This window comes from Sphingopyxis sp. EU05-FHT14B03 (assembly GCF_058790875.1).
In genome coordinates, this window is record NZ_JBYTDC010000003.1 from 703,408 (window position 1) to 729,830 (window position 26,423).

37 protein-coding genes and 1 riboswitch are annotated in these 26,423 nt (G+C 65.8%); of the genes, 20 read left to right on the top strand and 17 right to left on the bottom strand.

Annotated elements, in window-relative coordinates:
- Nucleotides 1-50 precede the first annotated feature (50 nt).
- Entirely contained in the window at nt 51-998 is a 948-nt protein-coding gene (locus tag AC3WS4_RS19965) for a hypothetical protein (protein WP_492737691.1), read from the top strand.
- Between the two features lie 104 nt (nt 999-1,102).
- Here the strand turns inward: AC3WS4_RS19965 and AC3WS4_RS19970 are convergent, their stop codons facing one another.
- Entirely contained in the window at nt 1,103-1,354 is a 252-nt protein-coding gene (locus AC3WS4_RS19970; RefSeq protein ID WP_492737693.1) for a hypothetical protein, read from the bottom strand.
- A 223-nt stretch (nt 1,355-1,577) separates the two neighbouring features.
- On the opposite strand from AC3WS4_RS19970, the gene AC3WS4_RS19975 reads away from it, so the two are divergent.
- The gene (locus AC3WS4_RS19975; protein ID WP_492737695.1) at nt 1,578-2,582 is read left to right on the top strand and encodes a MipA/OmpV family protein; all 1,005 of its coding nucleotides are present in this window, start codon (nt 1,578-1,580) and stop codon (nt 2,580-2,582) included.
- Between the two features lie 44 nt (nt 2,583-2,626).
- A complete protein-coding gene (locus tag AC3WS4_RS19980) occupies nt 2,627-3,058 on the top strand; it encodes a DUF3592 domain-containing protein (RefSeq protein ID WP_492742946.1) in 432 nt (143 codons plus the stop codon).
- A gap of 4 nt (nt 3,059-3,062) precedes the next feature.
- On the opposite strand, the gene AC3WS4_RS19985 is transcribed toward AC3WS4_RS19980, so the two are convergent.
- Nucleotides 3,063-3,953 carry a LysR substrate-binding domain-containing protein gene (locus AC3WS4_RS19985; RefSeq protein ID WP_056342464.1) on the bottom strand — a complete coding sequence of 297 codons (891 nt, stop codon included), beginning with the start codon at nt 3,951-3,953 and terminating at the stop codon, nt 3,063-3,065.
- Between the two features lie 96 nt (nt 3,954-4,049).
- Here AC3WS4_RS19985 and AC3WS4_RS19990 point away from each other — a divergent pair, with 96 nt between their 5' ends.
- The 4 genes from AC3WS4_RS19990 to AC3WS4_RS20005 are packed head-to-tail and all read left to right on the top strand — an operon-like array spanning nt 4,050 to nt 5,784.
- Complete coding sequence (locus AC3WS4_RS19990; RefSeq protein ID WP_492737699.1) at nt 4,050-4,676, top strand: pyridoxamine 5'-phosphate oxidase family protein; 627 nt, start codon at nt 4,050-4,052, stop codon at nt 4,674-4,676.
- Nucleotides 4,673-5,095 (top strand): VOC family protein, encoded by a 423-nt coding sequence (locus AC3WS4_RS19995; RefSeq protein ID WP_492737701.1) that lies wholly within the window; start codon nt 4,673-4,675, stop codon nt 5,093-5,095. The genes AC3WS4_RS19990 and AC3WS4_RS19995 overlap by 4 nt, the downstream gene beginning before the upstream one ends.
- A 12-nt stretch (nt 5,096-5,107) precedes the next feature.
- Nucleotides 5,108-5,329: a tautomerase family protein gene (locus AC3WS4_RS20000; RefSeq protein ID WP_492737703.1), complete on the top strand. Its 222-nt coding sequence runs from the start codon at nt 5,108-5,110 to the stop codon at nt 5,327-5,329.
- Nucleotides 5,326-5,784 carry a DMT family transporter gene (locus AC3WS4_RS20005; RefSeq protein WP_492737705.1) on the top strand — a complete coding sequence of 153 codons (459 nt, stop codon included), beginning with the start codon at nt 5,326-5,328 and terminating at the stop codon, nt 5,782-5,784. Before AC3WS4_RS20000 ends, AC3WS4_RS20005 begins: the two co-directional genes overlap by 4 nt.
- 140 nt (nt 5,785-5,924) lie before the next feature.
- Here AC3WS4_RS20005 and AC3WS4_RS20010 read toward each other — a convergent pair whose 3' ends face one another.
- Nucleotides 5,925-6,380, bottom strand: a complete 456-nt coding sequence (locus AC3WS4_RS20010) for a DUF6265 family protein (RefSeq protein ID WP_492742948.1) — start codon at nt 6,378-6,380, stop codon at nt 5,925-5,927.
- 98 nt (nt 6,381-6,478) lie between these two features.
- On the opposite strand from AC3WS4_RS20010, the gene AC3WS4_RS20015 reads away from it, so the two are divergent.
- Entirely contained in the window at nt 6,479-7,165 is a 687-nt protein-coding gene (locus tag AC3WS4_RS20015; protein ID WP_492737710.1) for a helix-turn-helix domain-containing protein, read from the top strand.
- Here AC3WS4_RS20015 and AC3WS4_RS20020 read toward each other — a convergent pair.
- Both AC3WS4_RS20020 and AC3WS4_RS20025 read right to left on the bottom strand, forming a co-directional pair.
- Complete coding sequence (locus AC3WS4_RS20020) at nt 7,162-7,440, bottom strand: hypothetical protein (protein ID WP_492737712.1); 279 nt, start codon at nt 7,438-7,440, stop codon at nt 7,162-7,164. The genes AC3WS4_RS20015 and AC3WS4_RS20020 overlap by 4 nt on opposite strands.
- Entirely contained in the window at nt 7,437-7,826 is a 390-nt protein-coding gene (locus AC3WS4_RS20025; RefSeq protein ID WP_492737715.1) for a winged helix-turn-helix transcriptional regulator, read from the bottom strand. Before AC3WS4_RS20025 ends, AC3WS4_RS20020 begins: the two co-directional genes overlap by 4 nt.
- Before the next feature lie 107 nt (nt 7,827-7,933).
- Between AC3WS4_RS20025 and AC3WS4_RS20030 the strand changes: the two genes are divergently transcribed.
- Complete coding sequence (locus AC3WS4_RS20030) at nt 7,934-8,536, top strand: flavodoxin family protein (RefSeq protein WP_492737718.1); 603 nt, start codon at nt 7,934-7,936, stop codon at nt 8,534-8,536.
- A gap of 48 nt (nt 8,537-8,584) precedes the next feature.
- Here AC3WS4_RS20030 and AC3WS4_RS20035 read toward each other — a convergent pair whose 3' ends face one another.
- The 4 genes from AC3WS4_RS20035 to AC3WS4_RS20050 all read right to left on the bottom strand — a co-directional run bounded on the left by AC3WS4_RS20035 (nt 8,585) and on the right by AC3WS4_RS20050 (nt 11,076).
- The gene (locus AC3WS4_RS20035; protein WP_187139661.1) at nt 8,585-8,899 is read right to left on the bottom strand and encodes a hypothetical protein; all 315 of its coding nucleotides are present in this window, start codon (nt 8,897-8,899) and stop codon (nt 8,585-8,587) included.
- Between the two features lie 104 nt (nt 8,900-9,003).
- A complete protein-coding gene (locus AC3WS4_RS20040) occupies nt 9,004-9,303 on the bottom strand; it encodes a transcriptional regulator (protein ID WP_056342434.1) in 300 nt (99 codons plus the stop codon).
- A 2-nt stretch (nt 9,304-9,305) separates the two neighbouring features.
- Nucleotides 9,306-9,752, bottom strand: coding sequence for a hypothetical protein (locus AC3WS4_RS20045; protein WP_492737722.1), 447 nt, complete (start codon nt 9,750-9,752; stop codon nt 9,306-9,308).
- Nucleotides 9,753-9,843: 91 nt separating this feature from the next.
- Nucleotides 9,844-11,076: a cytochrome P450 gene (locus AC3WS4_RS20050; protein ID WP_492737724.1), complete on the bottom strand. Its 1,233-nt coding sequence runs from the start codon at nt 11,074-11,076 to the stop codon at nt 9,844-9,846.
- A 147-nt stretch (nt 11,077-11,223) separates the two neighbouring features.
- Here AC3WS4_RS20050 and AC3WS4_RS20055 point away from each other — a divergent pair, with 147 nt between their 5' ends.
- Genes AC3WS4_RS20055 through AC3WS4_RS20065 form a run of 3 tightly spaced genes read left to right on the top strand, consistent with a single transcriptional unit; the run spans nt 11,224 to nt 13,125 of the window.
- On the top strand, nt 11,224-11,682 hold the full coding sequence (locus AC3WS4_RS20055) for a hypothetical protein (protein WP_492737726.1): 459 nt from the start codon (nt 11,224-11,226) through the stop codon (nt 11,680-11,682).
- A complete protein-coding gene (locus AC3WS4_RS20060) occupies nt 11,679-12,119 on the top strand; it encodes a cupin domain-containing protein (protein ID WP_492737728.1) in 441 nt (146 codons plus the stop codon). The genes AC3WS4_RS20055 and AC3WS4_RS20060 overlap by 4 nt, the downstream gene beginning before the upstream one ends.
- Nucleotides 12,120-12,171: 52 nt before the next feature.
- Complete coding sequence (locus AC3WS4_RS20065; RefSeq protein ID WP_492737730.1) at nt 12,172-13,125, top strand: hypothetical protein; 954 nt, start codon at nt 12,172-12,174, stop codon at nt 13,123-13,125.
- On the opposite strand, the gene AC3WS4_RS20070 is transcribed toward AC3WS4_RS20065, so the two are convergent.
- On the bottom strand, nt 13,122-14,273 hold the full coding sequence (locus AC3WS4_RS20070) for a hypothetical protein (protein WP_187139667.1): 1,152 nt from the start codon (nt 14,271-14,273) through the stop codon (nt 13,122-13,124). The two genes, AC3WS4_RS20065 and AC3WS4_RS20070, sit on opposite strands and share 4 nt — an antisense overlap.
- Nucleotides 14,274-14,413: 140 nt before the next feature.
- Nucleotides 14,414-14,524, top strand: a riboswitch (TPP riboswitch).
- A gap of 42 nt (nt 14,525-14,566) precedes the next feature.
- Between AC3WS4_RS20070 and thiC the strand changes: the two genes are divergently transcribed.
- The 3 genes from thiC (at nt 14,567) to AC3WS4_RS20085 (ending at nt 18,648) form a co-directional block, all read left to right on the top strand.
- Nucleotides 14,567-16,453 (top strand): phosphomethylpyrimidine synthase ThiC, encoded by a 1,887-nt coding sequence (gene thiC / locus AC3WS4_RS20075; RefSeq protein WP_492737732.1) that lies wholly within the window; start codon nt 14,567-14,569, stop codon nt 16,451-16,453.
- 82 nt (nt 16,454-16,535) lie between these two features.
- Complete coding sequence (locus tag AC3WS4_RS20080; RefSeq protein ID WP_492737735.1) at nt 16,536-18,215, top strand: RNA-directed DNA polymerase; 1,680 nt, start codon at nt 16,536-16,538, stop codon at nt 18,213-18,215.
- 145 nt (nt 18,216-18,360) lie between these two features.
- Entirely contained in the window at nt 18,361-18,648 is a 288-nt protein-coding gene (locus AC3WS4_RS20085; RefSeq protein ID WP_492737737.1) for a hypothetical protein, read from the top strand.
- 31 nt (nt 18,649-18,679) lie between these two features.
- Here AC3WS4_RS20085 and AC3WS4_RS20090 read toward each other — a convergent pair whose 3' ends face one another.
- Entirely contained in the window at nt 18,680-19,081 is a 402-nt protein-coding gene (locus tag AC3WS4_RS20090) for a hypothetical protein (protein ID WP_492737739.1), read from the bottom strand.
- Nucleotides 19,082-19,174: 93 nt separating this feature from the next.
- Here AC3WS4_RS20090 and AC3WS4_RS20095 point away from each other — a divergent pair, with 93 nt between their 5' ends.
- On the top strand, nt 19,175-19,855 hold the full coding sequence (locus AC3WS4_RS20095) for a hypothetical protein (protein ID WP_492737741.1): 681 nt from the start codon (nt 19,175-19,177) through the stop codon (nt 19,853-19,855).
- An 80-nt stretch (nt 19,856-19,935) separates the two neighbouring features.
- Complete coding sequence (locus AC3WS4_RS20100; RefSeq protein WP_492737743.1) at nt 19,936-20,448, top strand: 2'-5' RNA ligase family protein; 513 nt, start codon at nt 19,936-19,938, stop codon at nt 20,446-20,448.
- A gap of 101 nt (nt 20,449-20,549) precedes the next feature.
- Here the strand turns inward: AC3WS4_RS20100 and AC3WS4_RS20105 are convergent, their stop codons facing one another.
- Nucleotides 20,550-20,966, bottom strand: a complete 417-nt coding sequence (locus AC3WS4_RS20105; protein WP_492737745.1) for a hypothetical protein — start codon at nt 20,964-20,966, stop codon at nt 20,550-20,552.
- Between the two features lie 202 nt (nt 20,967-21,168).
- On the opposite strand from AC3WS4_RS20105, the gene AC3WS4_RS20110 reads away from it, so the two are divergent.
- The gene (locus tag AC3WS4_RS20110) at nt 21,169-21,492 is read left to right on the top strand and encodes a hypothetical protein (protein ID WP_492737747.1); all 324 of its coding nucleotides are present in this window, start codon (nt 21,169-21,171) and stop codon (nt 21,490-21,492) included.
- Between the two features lie 6 nt (nt 21,493-21,498).
- Here AC3WS4_RS20110 and AC3WS4_RS20115 read toward each other — a convergent pair whose 3' ends face one another.
- Nucleotides 21,499-21,915 carry a hypothetical protein gene (locus AC3WS4_RS20115; protein WP_492737749.1) on the bottom strand — a complete coding sequence of 139 codons (417 nt, stop codon included), beginning with the start codon at nt 21,913-21,915 and terminating at the stop codon, nt 21,499-21,501.
- Between the two features lie 182 nt (nt 21,916-22,097).
- On the opposite strand from AC3WS4_RS20115, the gene AC3WS4_RS20120 reads away from it, so the two are divergent.
- Nucleotides 22,098-22,913: a ThuA domain-containing protein gene (locus tag AC3WS4_RS20120; protein ID WP_492737751.1), complete on the top strand. Its 816-nt coding sequence runs from the start codon at nt 22,098-22,100 to the stop codon at nt 22,911-22,913.
- On the opposite strand, the gene AC3WS4_RS20125 is transcribed toward AC3WS4_RS20120, so the two are convergent.
- The 3 genes from AC3WS4_RS20125 to AC3WS4_RS20135 all read right to left on the bottom strand — a co-directional run bounded on the left by AC3WS4_RS20125 (nt 22,910) and on the right by AC3WS4_RS20135 (nt 25,220).
- A complete protein-coding gene (locus tag AC3WS4_RS20125; RefSeq protein ID WP_492737753.1) occupies nt 22,910-23,752 on the bottom strand; it encodes an arylamine N-acetyltransferase family protein in 843 nt (280 codons plus the stop codon). The genes AC3WS4_RS20120 and AC3WS4_RS20125 overlap by 4 nt on opposite strands.
- Nucleotides 23,753-23,832: 80 nt before the next feature.
- Complete coding sequence (locus tag AC3WS4_RS20130; protein WP_492737755.1) at nt 23,833-24,606, bottom strand: hypothetical protein; 774 nt, start codon at nt 24,604-24,606, stop codon at nt 23,833-23,835.
- A gap of 71 nt (nt 24,607-24,677) precedes the next feature.
- Nucleotides 24,678-25,220 (bottom strand): hypothetical protein, encoded by a 543-nt coding sequence (locus AC3WS4_RS20135; RefSeq protein WP_492742950.1) that lies wholly within the window; start codon nt 25,218-25,220, stop codon nt 24,678-24,680.
- Nucleotides 25,221-25,350: 130 nt separating this feature from the next.
- Between AC3WS4_RS20135 and AC3WS4_RS20140 the strand changes: the two genes are divergently transcribed.
- Complete coding sequence (locus AC3WS4_RS20140; protein ID WP_492737759.1) at nt 25,351-25,932, top strand: hypothetical protein; 582 nt, start codon at nt 25,351-25,353, stop codon at nt 25,930-25,932.
- On the opposite strand, the gene AC3WS4_RS20145 is transcribed toward AC3WS4_RS20140, so the two are convergent.
- Nucleotides 25,929-26,357 (bottom strand): OsmC family protein, encoded by a 429-nt coding sequence (locus tag AC3WS4_RS20145; RefSeq protein WP_492737761.1) that lies wholly within the window; start codon nt 26,355-26,357, stop codon nt 25,929-25,931. The two genes, AC3WS4_RS20140 and AC3WS4_RS20145, sit on opposite strands and share 4 nt — an antisense overlap.
- Nucleotides 26,358-26,423 lie beyond the last annotated feature (66 nt).

Genomic DNA, 26,423 nt, shown 5'->3' on the forward strand with positions numbered 1-26,423 from the left:
CAGATTTGCGGCGGCACCCGCCGACACGGCGCGGCGAAAGGGATCGGGACATGACGGCAGGCAAGACACGGGTTTCGATGATCGGCGCGGCCGCCGCCGCGGCGGCGGCGCTGTTCCTGACGCCGGTGATCACCGCGGCGCAGAGCGGCACCGACGATGCCTTTGCCGGCCCCTATGCCGGCGCCAGCTGGTCGCTGAAAAAGGTCAGAAACGGCACCGGCCAGTGCATGATGATCGTCAATCACGGCGCGATGGGGCTCGACGCGGCGGGGACGAAGACCGTCAAGGAACGTTACGGGTCCGGCGGCGTGGCGCTGATCGAATGGAAGGGCGGCTGCGACGCCGACGGGCTGATCAGCGGACCCGGCACGCTCTACATCGACCTCGACGAGACCGGCGACTTTTTCTCCAAACGCTTCATCGGCACCGCCGACCGCGGCGTGCTGAACGGTCCGGTCGGCTATAACGCCTATTATGATGTCGATGCCGACGAATATGACGAACTCGACCCCGACCAGCCGGTGACCTTCGTCAACGGCTGCAACAACTGGAATGGCAAGCAGCCGAGCAGTTGCGACGCCGGCCAGTCGGACCGGCTGCGCGGCCAGCATATGGCAAGCCGCGGCGGTTCGATCGCCAAACCGGCCCCTGCGACCCCGAAACCGGTCGCTGCGACACCGGCAAAACCCGCCGGCCCGGTGGCCGTCGACATTCCCCCGTCCGAAACGGGCCATCTCAACGAAGAGCAGAATGCCGCCGCCGCCGCCTGGCTCAAGGCCGACACCGAGGCGCGGCGTATCCAGGCCGAAAAGGTCGCCGATTTCGAACGCAAACAGGCCGACTTCAACAAGAAACAGGCCGATTATGAAAAGCAGCAGGCCGACTATCGCGCCGCCGTCGCCGCGCACCAGGCCGAGGTCGCGCGCGTCGCCAAGGCCAATGCCGACATCGACGCCTGCAACAAGGGCGACCGCTCGCGCTGCCCGGCGCCGAACTGAACCGGCGACGCTGTACGCCGCCTGACCGCGTCCGCCCCTCCGTCAGCCGCTGCGCGGCTGCCAAAATACGCCATTCCCCAGAGAGGGCGGTCCTTCCCTGCATCCTACTTGGCGTCGGTATCCTCGGCGCCATCAGCCGGCGGCGCCACCCGTTTCGCGACGTCGACCTGCGCATAGAGCCCGCGCACCATCAGGTCGGTGAACACCAGCATCACCGCGACCATACCGAGCAACAGCACGACCGCGATGACCGGCAGCGGCCCGACGCTGGCGACCATGCCGCGCCGCTCGATCAGCGCAAGCCCGGCGGCGCCAGCCATCAGCGCATAGCCGATGAACCGCGGGATCCGGCTCATGCCCATGTTCTTTCGGTGACGTCACGACGGAACAACGGGACAGCCATGGCGTCGGCGCCTATGTCGCGCCGCGCAACATCGGGCGCGGGATTGTAATGATTGCAGGCCATGACACGCTGCATGGGAACTAAATCCCCCGTCGGCAAGTCTCTGTCTTTCCAAGCCCCCATCCTTCGCATACACCCCCTGCACGAGGGGCAAGACCATAGGAACCTAACGCTTTATGCCGATGCCCGCCTTTCTCCCCCGCCTTGCGCTTCCGGCGCTGCTGCTTTGCGGCGCCGCCCCTGCCCAGGCGATGGACGGCCCCGCGCTCGGCTATGACCTCGCAGGCCTGAGCGCCGAGATCGCGCCCGGCCGCCCGGTGCCCCGCACCACGCCCACCGCCTATCTGCAGGACCGCGACATCGACGAGGCGATCCTGCTCCCCGCTGCCTCGCCCGAAGGCGACGACAGCGACCGCAAATGGTCGCGCGACTATATTTCTGTGGCCGGCGGAGTGATCACCGCGCCGAGCTACAACGGTTCCGACGACCGCGTCGTCCTGCCCGCCTTCTACGTGCGCGGCCGGCTCAGCGGCTTTTCCTTCTCGACCCGCGGCACCAATTTGCAGGTCGACCTGATCCGCCAGAAGCGCGGGCAAAAGACCGACCTGAAATTCGGCCCGATCATCAACCTGCGCAGCGACCGCACCGGCCGCATCAAGGATGCCCAGGTCGAGGCGCTCGGCGAAAAGAAGATGGCGGTCGAACTCGGCCTGTCGGCGGGCGTCACCCACACCGGCATCGTCACCAGCGGTTACGACCAGGTCGGTTTCCGCGTCGTCGGGCTCGCCGACATTTCGGGCAAGCATGGCAGCTGGGTCGTCTCGCCGACCATCGATTATGGCACCCCGTTGTCGAAACAAGCCTTCATCGGCGTCTCGGCATCGGTAAACGTCTATGGCAAGGGTTTCGGCCGCTATTATTTCGACGTCGACCCAATCGGCAGCGCCGCGAGCGGCCTGCCCGTCTACACCGGCGCGGGGAACAAGGTCACCGCGGGGAAATATACGATCGGCCTCGCCGGCGCCTATGGCCTGTCGGGCGATTTGCGCAAAGGCTTCGTGCTGATCGGCGGCGCCCAATATGGCCGAATGCTCGGCCGCTACGCCGATTCGCCGATCGTCGCCGACGCGGGCAGCGCCGACCAGTGGCTCGGCGGCATCGGCCTCGCCTATCAATTCTAGACGGGGACCCGTCCGTCCCCATCTTCGTTCCGGGGGGAAGCGAAGTGGCAGAAGAGCAGATATTGCGTCTGATCCCGTGGTTCTTCGCGGGGATCGGCCTGCTGTTCGCGAGCATCGGCCTCGCCATGGCGAAAAAGGAAATGCGCGGCCGCCGCTGGCACGAGGTCGAGGGGCGGATCGTCGGCCATGACAGCCACTGGAGCAACGACAGCGACGGCGACCGCACGCTGATGCACACCGCGACGATCGAATATCGGCTCGCGGGGGTAACGAAGCAGATCCCCGACAACCTGTCGACCAACCACCCAAAACCGGTCGGCAGCATCATGCGCGTCCGCTACAACCCCGACGATCCCCATGACGTCATGATATGGGCGCCGATGCGCAACGGCTGCTTCATCGGCCTGTTTGTCGGCCTCGGCTCGCTGTTCGCGCTGGTCGGCGGGGTTTGGATCGCCTTCACGATGATCGGCTGACGCGTCAGGCCAGCCCCGCCATCCGCAGCCGCGCCTTCATCGCCGCGACGAACAGCCGCACCGACGGCAGCGCGGCGCGCGACGGTTCGAACAGCAGGTGGACGGGCAGCGCGGGCGGCTGATCACCGGCGAGCAAGGATATCAGCCGCCCCGCGTCGACCGCGTCCATCACCTGATAACTCAGCAGGTTCGCGATCCCGACGCCGGCCTCGGCCGCCGCCATCGCGCCGTCGACGGTGTTGACCACCAGCCGTGGCCGCGCCTCGAGCTTCAGCCGCGTGCCGGCGAACTGCCATTCGCCACCTGCGCGCGGCCCGTCCATCGCGATCAGCGCATGATCGGCGAGGTCGCCGACCACCGCCGGGGCGCCCTGCCGCGCGAGATAGGCGGGGCTCGCGACCAGCATCTGCCGCACCGCGCCGATGCGCACCGCTTTCAGCGCCGAATCGGCGAGCGGCCCGATGCGCAGCGCGACGTCGATCCCCTCCTCGACGATCCGGACGTTGCGGTCGACCAGCATCATCCGCGCGGTCAGCGCATCATGTTCGGCGAGCAGGGCACTCACCACCGGCAGCATATGCAGCCGCCCGAACATCACCGGCGCGGTCAGGTACAGCTGGCCGCGCGGTTCGGCCGCCGCACCGCGCACCGCGCGCTCGGCGCCCGCGAGGTCGCCGAGGATGCGCCGCGCTTCGCCGAGAAACGCCGCGCCGGCGTCGGTCAGCACCACCGCGCGGGTCGAGCGGTGGAACAGGCTCGTCCCCAGCCTGTCCTCGAGCGCGGCGATGCCGCGCGTCACCGCGGGCGGCGAATGGCCCAGCTTGCGCGCCGCGGCGGCGAAGCCGCCCTCGCCCGCGACGGCGACGAACATCTCCAGCGTCAGCAAGCGGTCCATCGATTATTCCATTTTCCGGAATGAAGTTCTGCAATCTTCGCCGATTATCGCCATTCAGGCAACGACCTAGATCGGCGCGGCGAAAGGAGGCGACCGATGGCACGCAATTACCGGACCACCCTCTTCAACGAAGACGTCCGCAAGCTGCAGGAAATCCACGGCTCGCGCGCCGCCTATGCCAAGCTCGACGCGGGCGCCGACGGCACGCCCGATGCGCTGACCGACAAGGAAATCTCGTTCATGGCCCTGCGCGACAGCTTCTACATGGCCAGCGTCACCGCCGACGGCTGGCCCTATATGCAGCATCGCGGCGGCCCCGCCGGTTTCCTGCGCCCTGTCGCGGGCAACCGGGTCGGCTTCGCCGACTATCGCGGCAACAAGCAATATATCAGCACCGCCAACCTGCTGCACGACGACCGCGTCTCGCTGTTCCTGATGGACTATCCGAACAAGGACCGGTTGAAGCTGATCGGCCATGCGCACAGCGTCGAGCTGGCCGACGATCCCGAGCTGGTCACCTCGCTGATGCCCACCGGCTATCGCGCGGTGCCCGAGCGCGCCTTCCTGATCGACGTCGTCGGCTGGGAATGGAATTGCTCGCAGCATATCACCCCGCGCTTCACCGAGGCCGAAATTTCGGCGGCGATCCAGCCGATGGCCGCCGAACTCAACCAGCTGCGCGCCGAAATCGCCGCGCTTCGTTCCGCAAAGGAAGAACAATGACGACAGCCTCGCCGCGCCCGCTCACTTTGGGCGCCCACCATATCGGCCTCGCGGTGCGCGACATCGCCGAGGCGCGCGACTTCTTCGTCGACGCGCTCGGCTTCACGGTCGCCGCCGAACGCCCCGACTATCCCGCGATCTTCGTCTCCGACGGGACCATTTTGCTCACCCTGTGGCAGGTCGCCGACCCGGCATCGGCGACGCCCTTCGACCGCCGCGCCAATGTCGGCCTCCACCATCTCGCGCTGCAGGTCGCCGATCTGCCCACGCTGCGCACCGTCCTCGCGCGCGTCGAGGGCCATCCCGGCGTCCGGATCGAATTCGACCCCGAACCGATCCGCGAGGGCGCGACGACGCATCATTTCATCTGTGCGATGCCCGGCGGACTCCGTATCGAGTTCGCGACCCCGTTCGCCTGAAAGGAAGACGCCATGCCCACTGTGAACATCAAGATCACCCGCGAAGGCGCGACGCCCGCACAAAAAGCCGAACTGATCGCCGGCGTCACCGACCTGCTCCAGCGCGTCCTCGACAAAAACCCCGCGACCACCGTCGTCACGATCGACGAGGTCGAGCTCGAAAATTGGGGCATCGGCGGCCTGCCCGTGCTCGACTATCGCGCTGCGCAGGCGGCGAAGGCGGCCAAGCCATGACCGCGAACCACAGCGCCCCCGCCTTCGCGCTGATCATGCTGCTCACCGGGATCGGCATCCCGATCCTCGCCGCGCTCAACGGCGGGCTCGGCACGCGGCTCGGCAGCCCGATGGCGGCGTCGATGATCCTGTTCGGCCTCGCCTTCCTCATCGCGACCGCCGGCGCGCTGATGACCGGCTCGGTCGGGCAGATCCGCTTCACGTCGGATATCCCGCCGCAATTCTACTTCGGCGGGCTGTTCGTCGCTTTCTACGTGATCGCGGTGACCTTCATCGCGCCCAAATTCGGGGTCGGCAACGCGATCTTTTTCGTCCTCGTCGGCCAGCTCGTCAGCGCCGCGACGATCGACCATTTCGGCCTGTTCGGCGCGATGCGCTCGGCGATCGACCTGAAACGCGTCGCGGGCATCGGACTGATGGTCGCAGGGGTCTGGCTCGCAAGGCGGACGGTCTAAAATCCTCCCTGTGGCGAAGCCATGGGGAGGGGGACCGTCGCCGAAGGCGATGGTGGAGGGGCCGCAACGCCACGTCATAGCCCCTCCGTCAGCGCTTCGCGCTGCCACCTCCCCATCGCTTCGCGACAGGGAGGATTCAGCTACCGCCGCTTGTAGGTCCAGCGCATCGCCTTCGACCCGTCGATCAGCGAGATCGTCGCGGTCAGCGTTTCGCCGTCGCGCGCATAGGTGATGCGCTGCGGATAATCATGCGCGGCATTATCGAAGGTCGCATGCGCCGCGCCATGCTCGGCCAGCGCGAACGCCACCGCCGAACCGCCGCCGGGCCGCGCGATATAGGTCGGCGTGCCGTCGGTGCCCGGCTGCAGCATCAGGAATTCGAACGCCTGCGCCTTGTCGCCCGCCCCCGACAGGCTGTGGCCGATCATGACCCCGCCGCGCGGGTCCGACCAGCTCTCCTCGCTCCATTCATCGCCCGCGTCCCTGACCCACGCCCCCGCCATCCACGCGAGATCGCCGACCGTGGCGGCCGGGGCCGAACCCGGGGCCGCCGCTATCAGCAGCATCGCCGCCATCGCCGCCGTCATGCTTTTCATCATCGCTTCCTCCCCGCCGCACCTCGGCGCCGGCCCCGTCTGCCGCCGCCGCCGCCGCGCGTCTTGAACCGATGCGACAAAAAGCGTCTAAAGCGCGCATGGACTATCGCGAGTTCGCCCCGCCCCCCACGCTCGCCGGGCTGGTCAAGGCACGCTGGACGCTCGCGGGCGGCGGCGACCCCGACGCGTGGATCGCCCAGCAGGCGACCCCCGACGGCTGCATCGAGCTGATCCGCCGCACCCGTGGCCGGTCGCGCTGGGACGGCGACCAGCCGGCGGATTTCGTCGTCGGGCTGGTCGACCGGCCGCAGGCGTTCACGATCAGCGGCGACGCCGCTTTCGAGGCGCTACGCCTCTGGCCCTGGGCTTGGACCGCGCTCGGCGGCGCCCCGCTCGCCCAGATCTACGGCCGGTGGCAAGCCTGTCCCGCCGCCGATTTTGAGGCCATCGAACGGCGATTGTCCGCCGCTACGGACCTTGGCGTCCTCGGCCTCGCCATCATCGGCGCGCCGACCGTCGCCGCGATGAACGCCACCACCGGCATGGCGCCGCGCGCGCTCCAGCGCTGGTTCGCGGCGCATGTCGGGGTGGCGCCGCGCGCCTATCTGCGCCTGCTGCGCTTCCAGAAAGCCTTCGAGACGCTCCCCGGCGAAACGAGCCTCGCGGGCCACGCCGCCGACGGCGGGTTCGCCGACCAGGCGCATATGGCGCGCGAATTTCGCGAACTGGCCGGGGTCCCCGCACGACAGGCACGGGTGCGGGCGCGCGGGCCGTTCCTGCGCTAGGCGTCGGGGCCGCCCAACCGTTCCTTGTTGTGGCGCGTGCGCGCGACGATCACCCACAATAGCACCGCCCAGCCGATGCCGAGGCAGATCCATCCCCAGGTCTCGGTCGACAGCGGCCCCAGCACCAGCGGCCCGCCGTTCTGCGGCCAGGCCCATAACCCCAGCGAGGCGAAGACGAAGACCAGGCCCAGCATGCGCGGGGCGCGGGCGATGCCGCGCAATTCGCTGCGATAGGCGGCGCGCGCGTCGGCATCGGGCAGGTCGGGCCGGGTCATGCCGCCACCGCCAGCCGCGCCGCGAACGCCGCGCGCGCCGCCTGCACCGCGCCGAACTGGCGCTCGATCCATTCGAAAAGGGGCGTCATCGCGTCGCCGAGCGACACTCCGAGCGGGGTCAGATGATATTCGACATGCGGCGGCACCGTCATGAAATCGTGCCGCTCGACCAGCCCATTGGCCTCCAACGCCCGCAACGTCTGCGTCAGCATCTTCTGGCTGATCCCGCCGACCCGCCGTTTCAGCTCGCCGTTGCGGCTGTGGCCCTGCGCGATCACCAACAGGATCAGCAGGCTCCAGCGGTCGCCGACGAGGTCGAGAATCTCGCGCGACGGGCAATTCGCGTCGCACGGATCGACTTTGCCTACCCAGTCCGGAACACTCATATCGATAGTTACCTCAAGGTGCGTACTTCACTTTTGGTTCCTACCCTATCATCTCCCGTTGCGCAAGCCGCCGGGACCCTTCCCGGCATCAGCAAAGGACGACAGACATGACCCAGGTAGCGATCATCCATCATTCGGGCTTCGGCCACACCGCGGTCCTCGCCGCCGACGTCGCGCGCGGCGTCGAAGCCGCGGGCGCCACCCCGGTTCTGCTCGCGATCGAGCCCGGCCAGACGAACTTCGACGAATTCTTCGCCATCGCCGCCGAATCGGACGCGCTCATCTTCGGTACCCCGACCTATATGGGCACCGTTTCGGCGCCGATGAAGGCGTTCATGGACGCCAGCGCCGCCGTCTATTTCACCAAGCAGTGGAAGGACAAGCTCGCCGCCGCCTTCACCGTCTCGGGCTCGCCCTCGGGCGACAAGCTCAACACGCTGACGACGCTCGCCATCTTCGCGGCGCAGCATGCGATGCTGTGGATCGGCACCGGCCAGAATCCCGGCAACAACGACGACACCAGCGCCGCGACCGACGTCGAAAACCGCCTCGGCAGCTTCCTCGGCGCGATGGCGCAGGCGGCGAACGACAGCGCCGAGGTCACCCCGAAAGCCGGCGACCGCGCCACCGCCCATTCGCTCGGCCGGCGCGTCGCCGCGGCCGCCGCCCGCTGGCAGGCCGGCGCGCGCGAAAGCGTCGCCGCGGCGTGATCGCGACGCGACCCGCGCGCTGCTCGATCGGCGGCGCGCGGGCGACGGTCACATCTTGTGCGCGGGCGCCGGCACGGCCTTTGCCGCGACCGCGCGATGCGGCGCGGCGCTATGCTTCGCGGCGACGCGATGCTTCGCGACATGATGCTTCACGGCGTGATGCTTCGCCGCGACGCGATGCTTGGCTGCGGCATGATGCCTCGCCGGCGCGCGATGCGCGGCGACGGCATGGCCTTCGCGTTGCATGCAATTGTCGGTCACCGACTTCGAGCAAAAAGGTGTCGCATTCTGCGCGGTTGCGGCCGTGCCCGACAGCGCCAACAGGGCTGCCGCGCCGATTGCCGCGAGTTTGGTCATCTGCATGATAAGCCTTCCTTCATCCTGTGGAGAGGGTGGCATCTATCGCACAGCCATCATGGCGGCAGCGCGTCCGTAACATTACAATCCTGCAATGGAGCCGGCGGCGGCTAGTCGGCGGCCGCCGGCAAATGGGCGACGATCGCGCGCAGCGCCGCGACGTGGCGGTCCAGCGCCTTTCCGCCTTCGCGGGTCAGCGAGGCCCAAGTGCGTTGCCGCCCGCCCTCGGACGCCTTCTTCAGCCGGACATAGCCGGCATCGCTCAGCGCCGAGAGATGCTTCGACAGCACCGAATCGCTGACCTTGACCAGTTCGCGCAACCTGGCGAATTCCATGTCGCTGACCGTGCTGAGCAGCGCCGCGATCTGCAGCCGCGCCGGCGCGTGCAGCAGCATGTCGATGCCGTCCATCGTCACGCGCCCTTCAACAGTTCGCGGTCATAGACGCGCGTCCACCACAGGCTCATCGCCAGCGCCACGACAAAGGCGAAGCCCGCGATCCCCAGCTTCACGCCGAGGCCCAGATCGTTGAAGCGCGCGTAAATCTCCGCGCCCATCGCACCGAGCATCAGCGCGAGCAGCAAGAGCGTCACCGGCAACGTCCGCCCCTTGCGATAGCCGTAGACGAAGACGCCGTAACGCTTGCGATCGTCGGCGACGATCCACGCGATCGCAGCCAAGGGCAGGACAAGAAACGGCAACTGCCCGGGAAGGCCGAACCCCTGCCCCAGCACCAGCGCCGCCATCACCGCGGCAAAGGCGGCGTGCCGCCACAGCGGATATTTCGGCCCGCTGCGCGCCAGTTCGCGCCGCGCCTCGGCCATCGAGTCGAGCGCCGCCTGAGCTTCGATCGGGTTCATCACACGCCTCCTTCACTTTCCAATACGGAAAGCAATAGGCATCGCTTTCCGATTCGGCAAGTGATAATTTTCCAACTTGGAAAGTGAAGCGTCAGCCGGGCACGATCCGCACCGGCATATGGACGAATCCGTGCAGGAACGGGCTCGCCAGCCGCTCGGCCTCGCCCTGCGGCTCGATCCGGATGCCGCGCGTCACGATCTCCTCGATCAGCGTGCAGAGCTGGATCTCGGCGAGCCGCGCCCCCACGCAGCGGTGGATGCCGTGCCCGAACGCGACATGCCGCCGCGCATTGTCGCGGCGCACGTCGAAGCGCTCGGCGTCGGGAAACACGCTCTCGTCACGGTTCGCCGAGATGTACCAGAGGATGACCTTCTCGCCCTTGCGCAAGTTTTGCCCGCCCAGCTCGACATCTTCGGTGCAGGTGCGCCGCATATGCGTCACCGGCGATTGCCAGCGGATGATCTCCTGCGCCGCATTGGGGATCAGCGACGCGTCGGCGCGCAGCCGGTCGAGTTCGCCCGGATAACGATCCAGCGCCTCGACCAGCCCGCTCATCGAATTGCGCGTCGTGTCGTTGCCGCCGACGATCAGCAGCGCGATATTGGCGAGCCGCTCCATCGGGTTCAGGCTGCCCATCGCCTCGCTGTGCACCATCCGCGACAGCAAATCGTCGCTCGGCGGCATCGCCTTGCGCTTGGCGAATTCGGCGTCGAAGCGCGCGAGCATCGCGGTCATCTCGGCCATCCACTGCGCGCGATATTCCTCGGTCGCGGTCTCGGGCGAGACGTTACCGCCATAATCCGACCAGCGCTTGAGGTCGTGCCGCTCCTCCCACGGGAAATCGAACAGGATGCACAGCATGCCGATCGTCAGCGGCACCGACACGCTCTCGACCCAGTCGAAGCTCTCGCCGACCGGCAGCCCGTCGAACAGCTCGCGCGTGCGCTGGCGCACCACTTTCTCGCGCTCGGCCATCTGGCTGGGGTTGAAGGCGGGGGCGATCACCTTGCGCTGCGCGGTGTGCACTGGCGGGTCGGCGGCAATGAAGTTCGGCAGGTTCGACTGCGGCGGCGGGTCGGCGATGACGATATTGCCATTCTCCCACGATGAGGAAAAGACCGTCGGGTTCAGCTCGACCGCCTGCACGAGCGCATGGCTGACCACCGACCAGTAACCGCCATAGGGACTGTCGGGACACCAGCTCACCGGCATCGCGGCGCGCAGATGGGCAAAGGGCTCGCGCCATGTGTCGCCCGTATAGAGCGCGAGGTCGCTGACATCGACCGGCGCAATCGCCCGCGCGTCTTCGAGTACCGAAGCCATATCGCTCTCCCTTCGCCCGCGTCGTTCGCGGGTCTGCGGCAAGACTATGCCACGCTTGCTTGGCGAGTCCAGCCGCGCCTAGAATGCACCATGACTGACCTTTGGATCGACGCCCTCTCGGCCTATTCGACGACCCGCGAAAGCGTCTTGGAGCATCGTTTCCTCGCCGACGTAGCAAGCTGCTTATGGAAACGCGGCGAGTTCGCTTTCGCTATATCGCACAGCGAAGTCGACAACAGCGGGTACGACGTGATCCTCGAAGCGTGCGGAATAACCCGGCATGTCCAGTTGAAGGCCATGCACGTCGAAGGCACCGCCGACTCCTTCAAGATACAGCAGCGATTGGAAGAAAAACCGTCGAGCTGCGTAGTCCTCATCGTGCATGATGCACGCACGCTCGAAATCGACCATTATCGCTGGTTCGGCGGAGCGCCCGGAGAAAAAATGCCTTCGCTCGGCGACAAGATTGCGGTGCATACAAAGGGAAACAGCGGCGGTTTCAAAGCGCAGCGGCCCGCCATTCGCGAACTGGCGAAATCGCGGTTCGCCAAACTCGCCGATATTGACGCGCTCGTCGATCACCTGTTCGGCACAGACCACCCATGACCGACCCCCGCGCCCTTATCGCCAAGCTCAACCTCGCCCCGCATCCCGAGGGCGGCTGGTACCGCGAGACCTGGCGCGGCCCGCCCGGTCCCGACGGCCGCGCCAGCGGTACCGCGATCCATTTCCTGCTCGAAGCCGGACAAAGCTCGCACTGGCACAAGGTCGATGCCGAGGAAATCTGGCTGTGGCACGCCGGCGCCGCGCTCACCCTGTCGCTCGCCGCGACCGATACCGACCCGCCCGCCCATCACCGCCTCGGCCCCGACATCCTGACCGGCGACGCGCCGCAGATACTTATCCCCGCGCATCACTGGCAGGCCGCGCACGCCGACAGCGGCTGGGCGCTGGTCAGCTGCCTCGTCGTCCCCGGCTTCGACTTCGCCGGCTTCACCCTCGCCCCGCCGGGCTGGGCACCGGGCTCAGCGCCGGCCGGCTGACATGTGACGGCAGGCACAGCATCGGGCACCGGAAGACGATAGCGGGGCGGCGATGCGTCAGCGCCTGCCCCTCGCCTTCGCCGTCCCGCTGCTCATCGGCGCCGCCCAGCCCGCCGCCGCGCCCGAAGCCTGCGACGCCGCCCGCGAAAACGGCGTCCACATCGCGCCGATCCCGATCGTCGACATCGCCCGCGACCCGATTCCGATCGCCGACCATATGCCCGTCGCGCACGAGGTCGTGCAGATCGCGACCAAGGGCTGGCTGCTCGGCAGCGCGCTGCGCGTCCCCGGCCCCGAGCGTCTCGTCTATCCGGCGGGCACCCCGCTCGATCCCGACCATGGAGGCGATCCGGGCAGACTCTGCCTGCCGCTCGCGCGGCCGCCCTTCGGCCTAATCCCCGATCCCGAACGGCGCGGCCCCGGCGCCTATGTCCAGCCCTGCCTCGCCGACATGGATGGCGACGGCGCCTATGAGCGGATCGATATCTTCGCGGGGGACAGCGCAATGCATGTCCCGACGCGGCGCCCCATACGCTCCGAAACCCTCGCCGTGCCGCAGTCGCTCGTCGCCGACCCGCTCGGCCTCGCGGCCAGCCGCCGCTATGTCCACCGCGAGGTCACCGCCTATGTTGACGGTCCCGTCGCGGCGGGAACCATCGTCCGCCTCCGCATCGCCCACGCCTTTCAGGATCAGGACCGCTACGATCCCGCGGGCGCCCCAGCGAGCAGCTTCGTCGCGGGTGCCGACGGGACAAGCGTCTACCGCCTCGTCCCCGGCCTCCCGCATCCCGTCTCGATGACCGGCAACGGCTATTATGGCGCCGCGAACGACCCCGACGCGACCATCGTCATCGCCGACGGCGCCGAGGTCATGGTCGGCGGCCTCAAATTCCGCATCGACCATTATGGCCACGGCTGGACGATCGAGCCCCAGGCGACCCGCTTCCCGCCTTGGGTCCATTATGGCTGCGACGGGCGGAGCGTCGAACTGGGCGGGCTGCGCTAGGGCGGCGCAGCGCCCGGCGCATTGGCCGCATCGGCGTTCGCGTCGGCAGCCGCCTCGGAATTGGCCTGCGCCACGGCTTCCGCCGCCGCCTTAGCCGCGGCTTCGGCCTCCACCTTGGCCTTGTCGCCGTAAAAATGCGTCGCGCGGTCCGAAAGCCATTTGGCGACCCGGTCGGAGAACATGCCCGCGAGTACCCCGATCGCGCTGAACGCCTGGTAGTTGGCGGTGCCGTCAGCGAAGCTGTTGGTCGACCCGAGCACCGCGGCGCCGCCACCGACGACGACGAACACGCACACCGCGATCAGCCCGCCCAGCAGGATGCGCTCGCCATAATTGCCGCCGGGCGTCGTAATGCCAAGGTCGTTGTTGGGATAGACCGCCAGCACCAAGGTCACCAGCAGCGCCCCGAACAGGCCCGAAAAAAAGGACAGGATGATCTGCAACAGCGAGGGCGGCAAGGGCACCAGCAGGCCGCCGCCGAGCATAAGCGAATCGCGCAGCACCGCGATCGAGGAGAAGGGCGCGCGCAACGCCTTGACCGCCTCCTCGGCCTTGTCGGCGCGGCCGAGATATTGATCGACCTCCTCCAGCGCCTTCATAGCGTCGTCGCGCGCGACCCTTGTTTCGAGCCATGTCTTGCTCGCCGCCAGCAGCGCCTCCTTGCCCTTCAACACCAGCTCGGCTTCGCGCCGCAACGCCGGCGACACACCCGGCTCGTTCGCGCAGCTCTCCATCCGGGTCAGAGCCATGCGCACGGCCGAAACGCTCAATTTGTCGCCGCGCGTGATGTCGCATATACCAGCCCTCGCGAGCTCGGTGAGCACCGATTGGAGCGGCTCCTCAAGCCCGAAATAATGATCGTTGGCCGCAATATAGGCCTTCTCGCTCTTGCGAAATTCGATGGCCAGCCTCTCGCGTTCGGCACGCTTCTTCGCCGCCGCCTTCCGCTTTCCGTCGGCGTCGGCGAGCAGCGCATAGCCCGAGGCATAATCGACATTGTCGACCTTGGCGGCCTTCAGCCGCACCCCGACCTCGGACTGCGCCGACGCCGTCATCAGCACGATGACGAACATGTAGGCGAGCAGCGCCGCGACGAGCAGCCGCGCCGCACCCGCCATCAGCCGTTTCGACCGTTCTTCCGCTTCCATCGCGCGCCCTCCCCCGAGAAATGCCTCGGCGCGAATGTCCCACCTCGCGCCGCCGCCAACAAGATGACCGCTCGGTTTCGGATCAATCTGTCCGCCGCCCTTTTCCGTTGTTGGCAATCGCCCGGCCGGGACCTATAACCGCGCCATCCCCGGGGAGCCTGTGTGTGGAAACAGGTTGAGAGCGGAACATCCCGCGACCCGTCGAACCTGATCCCGGTAATACGGGCGGAGGGAGGGTCGGCGTTCCACTCGCGGAATCCGTTCTCGCTCCGATCACAACGGAGCGACTGCACATGGCCGACATCGACGCGAAATTCGAAACCCCCACCCCCATCGGCGTCACCACCGGCCCGATCCGCGGCAGCCGCAAGATCCACGTCGCGACCCAGACCGGCAGCGGCATCCGCGTCGCGATGCGCGAGATCGACCTCGACCCGCATTCGGGCGAGCCGCCCGTCCGCGTCTACGACACCAGCGGCCCCTACACCGACGCCAACGCCACGATCGACATCAACGCCGGCCTCCCCGAACTCCGCCGCGACTGGATCCGCAATCGCGGCGACGTCGAGGAAGTGACGCAGCGCGAAGTGAAGCCCGAGGATAACGGCCAGCTCGGCCCCGACCGCAGCGGCGGCGTGCCCGCCTTCCCCAACGTCCGCCGCAAGGTGCTCCGCGCGAAGCCGGGCCAGAACGTCAGCCAGATGCACTACGCCCGCCGCGGCATCATCACGCCCGAGATGGAATATGTCGCCGAGCGCGAAAATCTCGGCCGCGCGCGCCTCGCCGAGTATAAGCGCGACGGCGAAAGCTTCGGCGCCAGCATCCCCGACTATGTCACCCCCGAATTCGTCCGCGACGAGGTCGCGCGCGGCCGCGCGATCATCCCCAGCAATATCAACCACCCCGAAAGCGAGCCGATGGCGATCGGCCGCAACTTCCTCGTCAAGATCAACGCCAATATCGGCAACAGCGCGGTCGCATCGGACGTCGCGAGCGAGGTCGACAAGATGGTCTGGTCGATCCGCTGGGGCGCCGACACCGTCATGGACCTGTCGACCGGGCGCAACATTCACGACACGCGCGAATGGATCATCCGCAACTCGCCCGTCCCGATCGGCACCGTCCCCATCTATCAGGCGCTCGAAAAGGTCGGCGGCATCGCCGAGGACCTGACGTGGGAAATCTTCGCCGACACGCTGATCGAACAGGCCGAACAGGGCGTCGACTATTTCACCATCCACGCCGGGGTCCGGCTTCCTTACGTGCCCCTCGCGGCGAAGCGCATGACCGGCATCGTGTCGCGCGGCGGCAGCATCATGGCGAAATGGTGCCTCGCGCATCACAAGGAAAGCTTCCTCTACACCCGCTTCGACGAGATCACCGAGATCATGAAGGCCTATGACGTCGCCTACAGCCTCGGCGACGGCCTCCGCCCCGGCAGCATCTATGACGCGAACGACGAAGCGCAGTTCGCCGAGCTCTACACGCTGGGCGAGCTCACCAAGCGCGCCTGGGCGCAGGATGTGCAGGTGATGATCGAGGGGCCGGGCCATGTCCCGATGCACAAGATCAAGGAGAATATGGACAAGCAGCTCGAGGCGTGCGGCGAGGCGCCCTTCTACACCCTCGGGCCGCTCACCACCGACATCGCGCCGGGTTACGACCATATCACCAGCGGCATCGGCGCCGCGCAGATCGGCTGGTACGGCACCGCGATGCTTTGCTACGTCACGCCCAAGGAGCATCTCGGCCTGCCCGACCGCGACGATGTGAAGGTCGGCGTCGTCACCTACAAGCTCGCCGCCCACGCCGCCGACCTCGCCAAAGGCCACCCCGCCGCACAGGTCCGCGACGACGCGCTGTCGAAAGCGCGCTTCGAATTCCGCTGGCGCGACCAGTTCAACCTGTCGCTCGACCCCGACACGGCGGAGCAATATCACGACCAGACGCTCCCGGCCGAAGGCGCCAAGACCGCGCATTTCTGCAGCATGTGCGGCCCGAAATTCTGCTCGATGAAGATCAGCCAGGAGGTGCGCGAATTCGCGAAGTTGCAAAATCAGGACAGCGCCGGCTTCATCGCCGCCGAAGAGGCCGAGAAGGGCATGGCGAAAATGAGCGAGGTTTATGAGGAAACCGGGCGCGAGCTGTATATGGGCGCTGGTGGCCGGGAGCATGACTGACGATTAGGCTCCCGAGCGTCAATTTAGAGCTGTATTACGAAATTGACTTTACAGGGCAGTCGATTCCTGAATTCATCGCGTAATGAACGATGATTGGCTAAAGGCACTTCTAGGCCGCGGATACTTTCCAAAAGAACTTCCGCGTGCCTTCACGACGGTCGACTTTGGAGAGCATGCCGTTCCTATTCTTGAAGAATGGGAAGCAAAGAAAGTCTTTGCAAAAACTCCGCCAAAATCAAAGATCTCTGGAAAGGTAAAAAACAACTCATACGGATACAAGGTTTCAGAATGCACTATAGAAACCATATCTACGCCTAAAAGAGGCTTCGAAAGACGAAATATACATATTACCCACCCCATTCCTCAAGCCTTACTTTCTGATGAAATCTCAAGGAATTGGAAAAAAATACAAAAATATATACCTCAAGATTCCTTTTCTATAGACAAGCTTGAGATTAGCAGATCATTTGCCCGTGGACTTTCAGAGATAGATTTTAGGTTTCACAGAATAAAGAAGTCCTATATCGAATCTGAATCAGATTGGATCGTCAAAACAGATATTTCACGTTACTATCCATCTATATACACTCATTCTATTGCATGGGCATGCTACGGAAAAGAGAACGTAAAGAAAAATAGGAAAGCCTATGAAGGATCTCTAGCAGATCGCCTCGATACGTTGGTTCGATCTTCGAACCGCAACCAGACCATTGGCATTCCTATCGGCCCGGAAACCTCGCGCATATTAGCTGAGATGCTCGGGCGTCATGTCGACGAGATGGTTAGAGCCAGATGTCCGGCCCTAAAACCAAAGTCGATGGATCGCCTCCAAGACGACTGGTTTGTTGGCGTTCCTGATTTGCCCACTGCTCAGCTGGCGCTCTCATCGATTGCCTTATCCTATCGGGAGTTCGGCTTAGAGATCAACGGCGGAAAAACGTCGATGACAGCAGTAGGCCAACATCTGGAAGATCAGGACATTGCAGAAATTTCCAGTTTTTTATCTCACAGGTCGGGCTTGGATGGCTTCAGGCTACGGGGATTGTTAGATCTAACGACCCGTCTGCAAGTAAATGATCCCAATTCATCCGCCGTAAACTACACCTTGGCTGTTTTAGAAGGAATTTCATTTTCTCACGATGATGTCGAATATATTGAATCATTCCTTTTGAAATCGGCAGTCACTTCCCCGAGATCGATGGAGCGCATCTGCTCCATGCTCTTGAACTTAAGTTTCAAAAGCAAATTTATTTCAAAGCAAAGAATAGGGGAAAGATTCAAAATTCTCGCTAATAGAGCTGCGGAACTAGGTCATACCTACGAATTAATATGGATTCTCTGGACCCTACGGGGCCTTAGAATTAAACTTTCATCGAAAATAATCAGCGACTTGACCAAGGAGGGAACGCACCCGTCCCTGTCTCTAATTTTGCTTGATATGCGGTCGACCGGCCTGTTCGTCTCCCCTCTACCAGAGGATGACTGGCTACTGAATCTCGATGAAGAACGCTGTCGCACGGACGCGATATGGCTCCTAGCTTACGAGGGATTCAGGCATGGCTGGTTGGCAGACAAGAAAGGCTTGATGACAAAGCCATTTTTTGAGCCAATGGCTAAACGCAATGTGGTATTCTATAATCCACAAGCAAACGTGGAAAAGAGTATTCGGCGCCGTAAACGCCGTGTAAACGAAATACAGAAATCGTTTAGGACGTTCACTAGATTTCTTTTGGAAACAAATTTCTTGGCTAGCCGGTACTAATTCGTTTTTCTGCACTCCTCAATCGGAACATTTACCAAACGATTGCACATAGGTTTACGGTGACAGGTTACTGGGTCGTAAAATTCCGTACCGCATTGGCTGGCCACCAATCAGAATCCTGCGTCCACCATGCTAAACTCCAACCATGCGCGCCCGGAACCCCCTCTACGTCATGGCCAAGCCGCCGCCGGAGGTGCACGCGCAGATCGCCGCGCTGCCGCGCAACGATCCTTCGCGCGGCCCCCACCTCCTCCATGTCACGCTCATCTCGCTCTACGACCTCCATTATGCGCCGCCCGACTGGCTGCCCGCGACCATCGCCGCGCTCGACGGCTTCGCCGCGGCCCCCTTCCCGCTCCGCTTCGACCGGATCGAGAACCGCAAAGCGGTGACGCTGCGCACCCGCGATCCGCTGGCCGAGGCGCGGCAATGAAAGGCCGACTACCCCGCATTCGGCGGCGCGCCTATTTCGCGCACACATAGGTCACGATCGCCGTCCCGTTCAGCTTGAACGTCCCGCCATCGATCTTGATGCCCTTGGCGCCTGCCTTCATCGCCGCCTTGACCTGCGGGGTCAGCATTTCCTTGCGGATGGCGTCCATATCGAAACCATATTTGCGTTCCATGTAGCGCAGCACCGCATGATCGGTGGCATATGGTTGGGCGGTCAGAATGTCGTGCCGCTGTTCCAGCAACGCGATTTCGCTCGCCATCAGGCTCGCCTGCCGGTCGATCGCGCTGGATCGTTCGCGGACCTGCGCCTGCTCGGTGCGCAGCTTCTTCATTTCAATGACGAGTTCGTTGATGCGCTCGCGGCATTCCGAAATCGATAGTTCTTCCGGTATCGACACACTGTTCTTCGCCATAATCTCCCCCACCGGCTGCTCGCCGATCCTATTTTACGCCCTCACCCCAAAAAGTCCTTTCCTAATAAATCCCCGTCTGGTTCATCCTGTCGGATGAAGCAGGACAAAATCCGCCCGCGCCGCGCCGCGGGCACTTCGCCGCCGCGCCCCGCGGCTCCCGACTATGTGCCCGTGCCGCTGCGCCACCGGCACGACGGCTGGACGCCCGACCGCCAGATGGATTTCATCGAGGCGCTGGCCGAGACCGCCTGCGTGACGCAGGCGGCAAAGGCCGTCGGCCTGTCGCCCTCCTCCGCCTATCGCCTGCGGGCCAATCCCGACGCGCAGGCCTTTCGGCTCGCCTGGGATGCCGCGCTCGACATCGGGGTGCGGCGGCTCGGCGACGCGGTGCTGTCCCGCACGGTGCATGGCGTTCCGCGCCCGATCTTCTATCGGGGCGAACAGGTCGGCGAGCGCATCTATTATCCCGAGCGGCTCGCGATGTGGATCCTGCGCCTGCGCGACCCCGAACGTTTCGGCGCGTGGCGCGAGACGCCGCAGCGCCCGAACGCGCATTATGACGGCCCGACGCTCTGGTTCACGCGCATGCTGCTCCAGCTGCAGGACATGCTGCTCGCCACCGGCCGCGACGGCAGCCCCGGCATCCCCGACCCCGCCGAAATGGCGAAAGCCCTCGGCCTCGACCCCGCCATCTTCGCCCCGCCCGAAAGCGGCGCCCCCGACGCCAAACCGGGCGAAGGGTATGATGATACCGGAGGGGAGTGTGAACTTTGAGAACTTCCGCGCCGGCGGCGTCCCCCGCGCCGCGCGCGCAGCGCTCGGCCTCGCCTCGACACCATGCTACAACCCCACCCATGCGCGCCCGAAACCCCCTCTACGTCATGGCCAAGCTGCCGCCAGAGGTGCAGGCGGCGATCGCCGCGCTGCCGCGCAACGACCCCGGGCGCGGCCCGGACCTCCTCCATGTCACGCTCATCTCGCTCTACGACCTCCACTATGCGCCGCCCGAGTGGCTGCCCGCGACCATCGCCGCGCTGGGCAGCTTCGCCGCGGCCCCTTTCCCGCTCCGCTTCGACCGGATCGAGAACCGCAAGGCGGTGACGCTGCGCACCCGCGAGCCGCTGGCCGAGGCGCGGGCGTTCCAGAAGGCGCTGGTCAACCATCTGCTGCGCGAAAAGGCGCCGATCATGGACGGCACCACCCCCGAACCGCACATCACGATCAACTATCGCGGTGACCGCCTGAACGCGCAAAAGATGCCGCCGATCGGCTGGACGGTCGACGAAATCATCCTGACCGAGAGCATCGTCGGCAAGACCACCCATGTCGAACATGGCCGCTGGCCGCTTGGCGAGGGTGCGGGCTGACGGATTTCAGTAGATCGAACAGCGGGCATAGCCGATGCCCGCGCGGCGTCGACAATCGTCCGTCCGAAGCGCCCCGAAACGACACCGCTCCGGCGGCGCCTTCAGAACACCACGGACTCGGGTATCGAAACCATGGCGCTCAAAACCCGCAGAGTGACGCCTTGCGCGGTGGCATTGTGGTTGGTGATTTCGACCGCCTGAATACCGTGCGCGCCGGGTTTCAGCGTCACCGAACAGCCGAGCGGAAAGGTGGCGAGATTATTGTGCCAGCTATACGTCTTTCGCGCGCATTCCACGCCGTCGACCCGGATCGCAAACACCGTCGTCGCGTTGTCGCCCGCATTGGTCATGACCGATATCGTGGCCTCGATGGCCACAACCTCTTCCTTGTCCACGGTCACCACTGCCTTCACATGCTGGCGATCGACCTCGACTTCGCGATAGGTCGCCGCATGCGCGCCAACCCCGCTCAGAAGCGCGACGGCCAGAATCCCGGCTCTCAATGATGTCATGGTCATTCCCCCTTTCCCGCGCATCGTGCACGACCGAACGGCCGCCCGGTCGAAGGCCCAACGGGACGAAACTAAACCGCCACCGCCGATGCCGCATCACGGACATCATCCAAAAGGGACCTATTCTCTCCCGCTTGCGGACGCACCGGACCCCGCATTGCCATGCGCCGCTGCGGAGCCTATCCTCGCTCCACGCAAAGGCTGTCCCATGTCGCACCCCTCGAACATCGTCCATTGCGCCGGCCCCGCCGACCCGCATGCGCTCGACGGGATTTCGCGGCGCCACCGCAGCGGCGACCTCGACAAGCTTTGCCCGGTCTGTGCCGGTTACGGCCAGTGGAACACGCAGATCGACCTCGTCAGCCACCGCTCGATCCGCCACGCCTGCCCCAAATGCGACGGGCGCGGCTGGATCGAGACCGGCAACGACATGGTCCCTTCGCCCGACATCATCCGCGACCCCGGCGCCCCGCCGCGCTGGACGGTGCGGCTCGACGCGTCCGATGACCGAGAGGGCGACGACCGCGAATAGGCGGGGTCAGCTCTCGTCCACAACGGCGACCGCCGGCCGCCAGCGCCAGATCAGCAGCAGCAGCGCGGTCAGGATGAAGATCGCGAACCCCGACAGCATCCACGCGTTGACATACCATTGCTCGCCCCAACTGAACTCGCCGCCCATGATCTTCGCCCAGCCGCGAAAATGCTGCGTGCTGGCGACCGCGAGGCCGAACAAAGCGAAGATCGCCGACAAATATCGCACCAGCCAGTGCGCCGGGTTGGGCAGGATCAGCAGCAGCCCCAGCACGCCGATCATCGTGCGCTGCACCCGGCAATAGGGGCAGTGATAGACAAGGTCGGTCAGGTCGACCGTCCAGGTCAGGATCGACAGCAGGATCGCCGCCAATCCCACGGCGCGGCGATGCCGCAACAAGATATCCGGCAGATCGTTCAGCATGATAGTCTCCCCCTCCGGCCCGGCATCCCCCACCCGGCCCCCGGCGTCAAGCCGGGCGCGTTCCACGTCCTGGCACGCCCGGCCCCGCCCGGGCGCCGCGATGAATAGCAATGCACGCGCCGCTCCCCCCTCGCCGCACCCGCCAAAGCGTGTAAGCTGCGCAAAAATACGGGAGAGTGCCGATGATCGCCGCCTGGCTCGCCGCCGCGCTGCCGCTGGTCCTGCAGGCCGCGCCTGCCGCCCCCGACCCGCGCCGCCCGGCGCCGACCCTCGACAGCGTGCCCCCCGCCGTCCCCGAGCTCGCGCGCCCCGCGGTGCTGATCGTCAGCAAGACCAACGGCTATCGCCACGACAGTATCGCAGAGGCGGTGCCCGCGATCGAAGGCCTCGCCAAGGCGCGCGGCTGGAGCAGCTTCGCGACCGAAAATGCCGCGGTGTTCAACCCGCGCGACCTCGCGAGATTCGACGTCATCGTCTTCGCCAACGCCAGCGGCGACATCTATACCCCCGACCAGCGCGCCGCCTTCCAGGCCTTTCTCTCGCGCGGTGGCGGCTTCGTCGGGCTGCACAGCGCGGGCGACGGCAGCCATCCGGGCTGGTTCGTGCGGATGCGCGGCAACGGTAATTTCACTGGCCACCCCGGCGGCGCCGACCAGTTCCAGGCCGCCGACATCGTGGCGCTCGACCGCACCCACCCCGCGACACGCGCGCTGCCGGCGCGCTGGCGCTGGACCGACGAATATTACAGCTGGGACGCCGAACCCGCCGCCGACGCGCATATCCTCGCGCGGCTCGACGAGAGCGGGATGCGGCTCGAGCCAAAGCTCAAGATGGACACCGGCCACGCGCTGATCTGGTGGCGCTGCGAAGGCCGCGCGCGCATCTTCTATTCGGCGCTCGGGCACCAGGCCGAGGCGTGGAGCGACCCGGCGCACCTCGCCATGCTCGACGGCGCGATCGGCTGGGCGGCACGCAAGGAAGGCGAAGGCTGCGGCTAGGCCGGCTCGACGACCTCGACCGCCGCCGCGCGCTCGATCGCCGCGCGCCAGCCCGGCTCGACCGTCAGCCCGAAATGCTCCGACAGTGCCGCCGCGATTCCGTCGGCCGACAGGATATGCTGCTCGGCCTCGTGGCCCGGCCGGCGGATCGTCAGCCGGTTGTTGCCCAGCGCATAGCGCGCCTCGACCGTCGTTCGCGCGACCATCAGCTGGTGGGTGAAATGCGACGCCGGGTGCGTCGCGGTGAACCAGTTGCCGACCTCATAATCGATCGCGGGCGGCGCATGATGCTCGAAGTCGTAGAGCGCCGTCCAGGTCCCGCCAAGGTCGGCCTCGAGCCGCGACACCGCGCCCATCGCCGCGATGCGATAGCGCTCGTGCGCGGTCGGCTGGACCTCTGCGGAGTCCATCGCCAGCGGCCCCAGCGGCACCGCCGATCCGAAACCGACGTCGACCAGCCACGCCTGCCCGTCCAGCATCACGCGCGTCATCTGGTGGGTGCGCGGGGTCGGCGGGGCGTCGTCGGGCAGCATCCAGCGCACCCGCGCGATCCGGCCCTCGGCATCGAAACCGATCGCGCGCAGCACGCGCAGGAACAAGCTGTTCTGTTCGAAACAATAGCCGCCACGCCCGCCATCGATCAGCTTGGCATCGACCGCCGCGGGATCGAGGTCGACCGCCTTGCCGGTCAGCGGGTCGAGCGCCTCGAACGGGATCGCCGCGATATGCGCCGCCTGCAGCGCCGCGAGCACCTCCCATGTCGGCACGAGCGGGCCGGCATAGCCGATGCGCGCGCAGTAACGCGGCAGGTCGACGGCGGCTGGAACATCATGGGGCATTGAAAAATCTCCGGTCGGCGAATCGGGGACCCGCCTTATGAAAGCTCAACCCCGGTTGAGATCAAGCGCCGATCACGCCGCTATTTCTTGACCCGCCATTCGCGCATATAGGCCGATTCCTCGCCATATTTCTTGCCGTGCGCCACCGCCTGCTCGGCGAGTTCCTCGGTCGTCGAGGCGCGCGCACGATCCTGTTTGATCAGGGTATCGCGGCGGATCGGGATCAGCTGCGCGATCGGCGTCCCCGCGGGCAGCACATGCTCGCCCACCGGCCCGGTCCAGGCGAAGGGCAGGTTCACCGTGGTGTCGAAACGATCGCAATCGACGAAGCCCGAAAAACAGGTGAAGGGCAGGTCGGGCCGGCTCAGCGGCTGGACGAACAGCACCGAATAGCCGCCCGGCACCTTGATCCGCCAGGGATTGATGAACTTCAGCGGCATCACGCTTTCGAACGGCGGTTCGGGCGCCCCGATCTGGCCCGGATGATGCTGTTCGAGCGGCGCGAACGGCACCCCCTCGGCCCAGCCCATCTGGATCGACACCCGGTCCTCGGGCACGACGATCAGCACGTCGAAAGGCAGCGGAATCACGAACCCCAGCGAAAAGGCGTCGGTCATCGGCAGGCACGCCTTGGCGGTCATCGCGGGCAGGCCGTTTTCATAGCTCATGCCCATTTCGCGGTTCAGCCGCTTGAACCAGTCGGGCGCAAAGCGGATCGCGCGTTCGGGCGGCGGGATCTTGCCGGCAAGTTCGGGATCGCAGAGAAATTCGATCACCGGCGCCGCGCTATCCGCCGCCGGCGCGACCGCCGGCTCCATCCCGCCGATGCCAAAGCTTATCTTATATCCGCTCATCGCCCCGTCCTTCGGCACCACCGTGTCGCAAAAGCCGCGCGCTGACAATCGTCCACACCCGCCGCGCCGCTTCAATAGACGTTGCGTTCGCTCCGCAGTGTCGCCTCGCCATTCTTCCAGTCGATCTCGGCCGCGGGTTCATCGGGGCCGTCGGGCGCGAACAGTTCATAGACCACGCCGCCATCGGCCTGCGTGCTTTCGATCACCCGCGCCGGCGCGAACCGATCGGGCGCGACATCGGCCGCCGCGCGCACCGCGGGGGGGACGTCGGACCAGGCGATGTCGCGCTGGATTTCGACGACGCGATAGGCGCCATTTTCCTCGATCACGTCGATTTCGATATCGCTGCCGTCGTCGCGCGATCCTTCGACGTCGTAAAAGACCATGCCGCCGCGTGCCTTGCGCGTCGCGCCCGCGATCGTCATGTCGGGCACGCGCGACAGCACCGCGGCGCGCACCCCTTCGGGCAGGCTCGCGGCATCGATCGCGGTCGTCTCGGCAGCCGGGCCATCGGGCAGCACCGCCTTCCCGTTCGCCGGCGGCGGCTCGGATGCGCCGCCGCATCCCGCCAGCCCGAGCATCAACCCCGCCATCACCCACCGACCACGCCGCATCATGTCACTCCCGTCATTGCGTGCGCCCTCCTATCGCCGCGCCGTGCGCAAGTCGACGAAGCATTCCGGATTCGACTCTTCGGCAGGTCGAGAACATAATAAGAACATTGATCCGATTCGGAGGCGTCTCATGGCACCCAATTTCCGCTATTTTCTGGGCTACCAGGTGGCCGCCGACCGCGCCGGATGGCTCGCACGGCATCTGCCGCCGGTTTCGCGCGATCTGTTCGTCGGCCTCAGCCCGCATCGCTATCATCTGACCCTCTGCACGATCGCCGAAACCACGCTGCCGCACCCCTTTTTGCGCCAGCAGGTCGAGCGTGCCCTGGCCGCTGGCTTGCCGGCCGCCGCCGCGATACCCTTTGGCCGCATCGTCGCCCGCGAGGCGGGGGCCGAACTCGTCACGGCGGGCGATATCGGGGCGATACGCGCCCAATATGAAGCGGTGATCGCCCGCCTCGCGCGCGAAGGCATCGCGCCCCTGCATCGAAAATCGGGTCTACGCCCGCATATCACGCTCGGCTACGGCAAGGCCGAATTCGATTCGGCCCCGCTCGCGTGGGCCTGGACCCCGCACGAACTCGTCCTCATCGAAAGCCATGTCGGGCATCGGCGCCACCGCCGGTTACAGGGCTGGACGCTGCCGCCGCCGGCGCAGGGGCTGTTCGACTTCATGGCCGACGAACTGCCGCCGATCCGGCGGGCCGCCTAGTTTTCGAGGCTGTGTTCGAGCGTGATCTCGCAATCGAGCAGCTTCGACACCGGGCAGTTCATTTCGGCCTCTTTGGCGATTTTCGCGAACTCCTCCGCCGAAATGCCCGGCACCCTGGCGGCCAGCGTCAGCGCCGAACTCGAAATCTCGAACCCGCCCTCGACCGGATCGAGCGTCACCGCGGCGCTCGTCTCGAGGCTGTCGCCGCTATAGCCCGCGCGCGCCAGCCCGAACGACAATGCCATGGTGAAACAGGCCGCGTGCGCCGCCGCGATCAACTCCTCGGGATTGGTCCCCGGCACGCCTTCGAAGCGCGTGCCGAACCCATAGGGCTGCTTGTCGAGCACCCCCGATTTGGTCGTGATCGACCCCTTGCCCTCCTTGCCGAAACCTTCGTAGCGGGCGGATGCGCGATTGACGGTCATGACATGTCTCCTTGGCCGGGCGGAAAGGGGCAGGACTCGGGGACTCGGCCCGGACGGTCAGCAGCT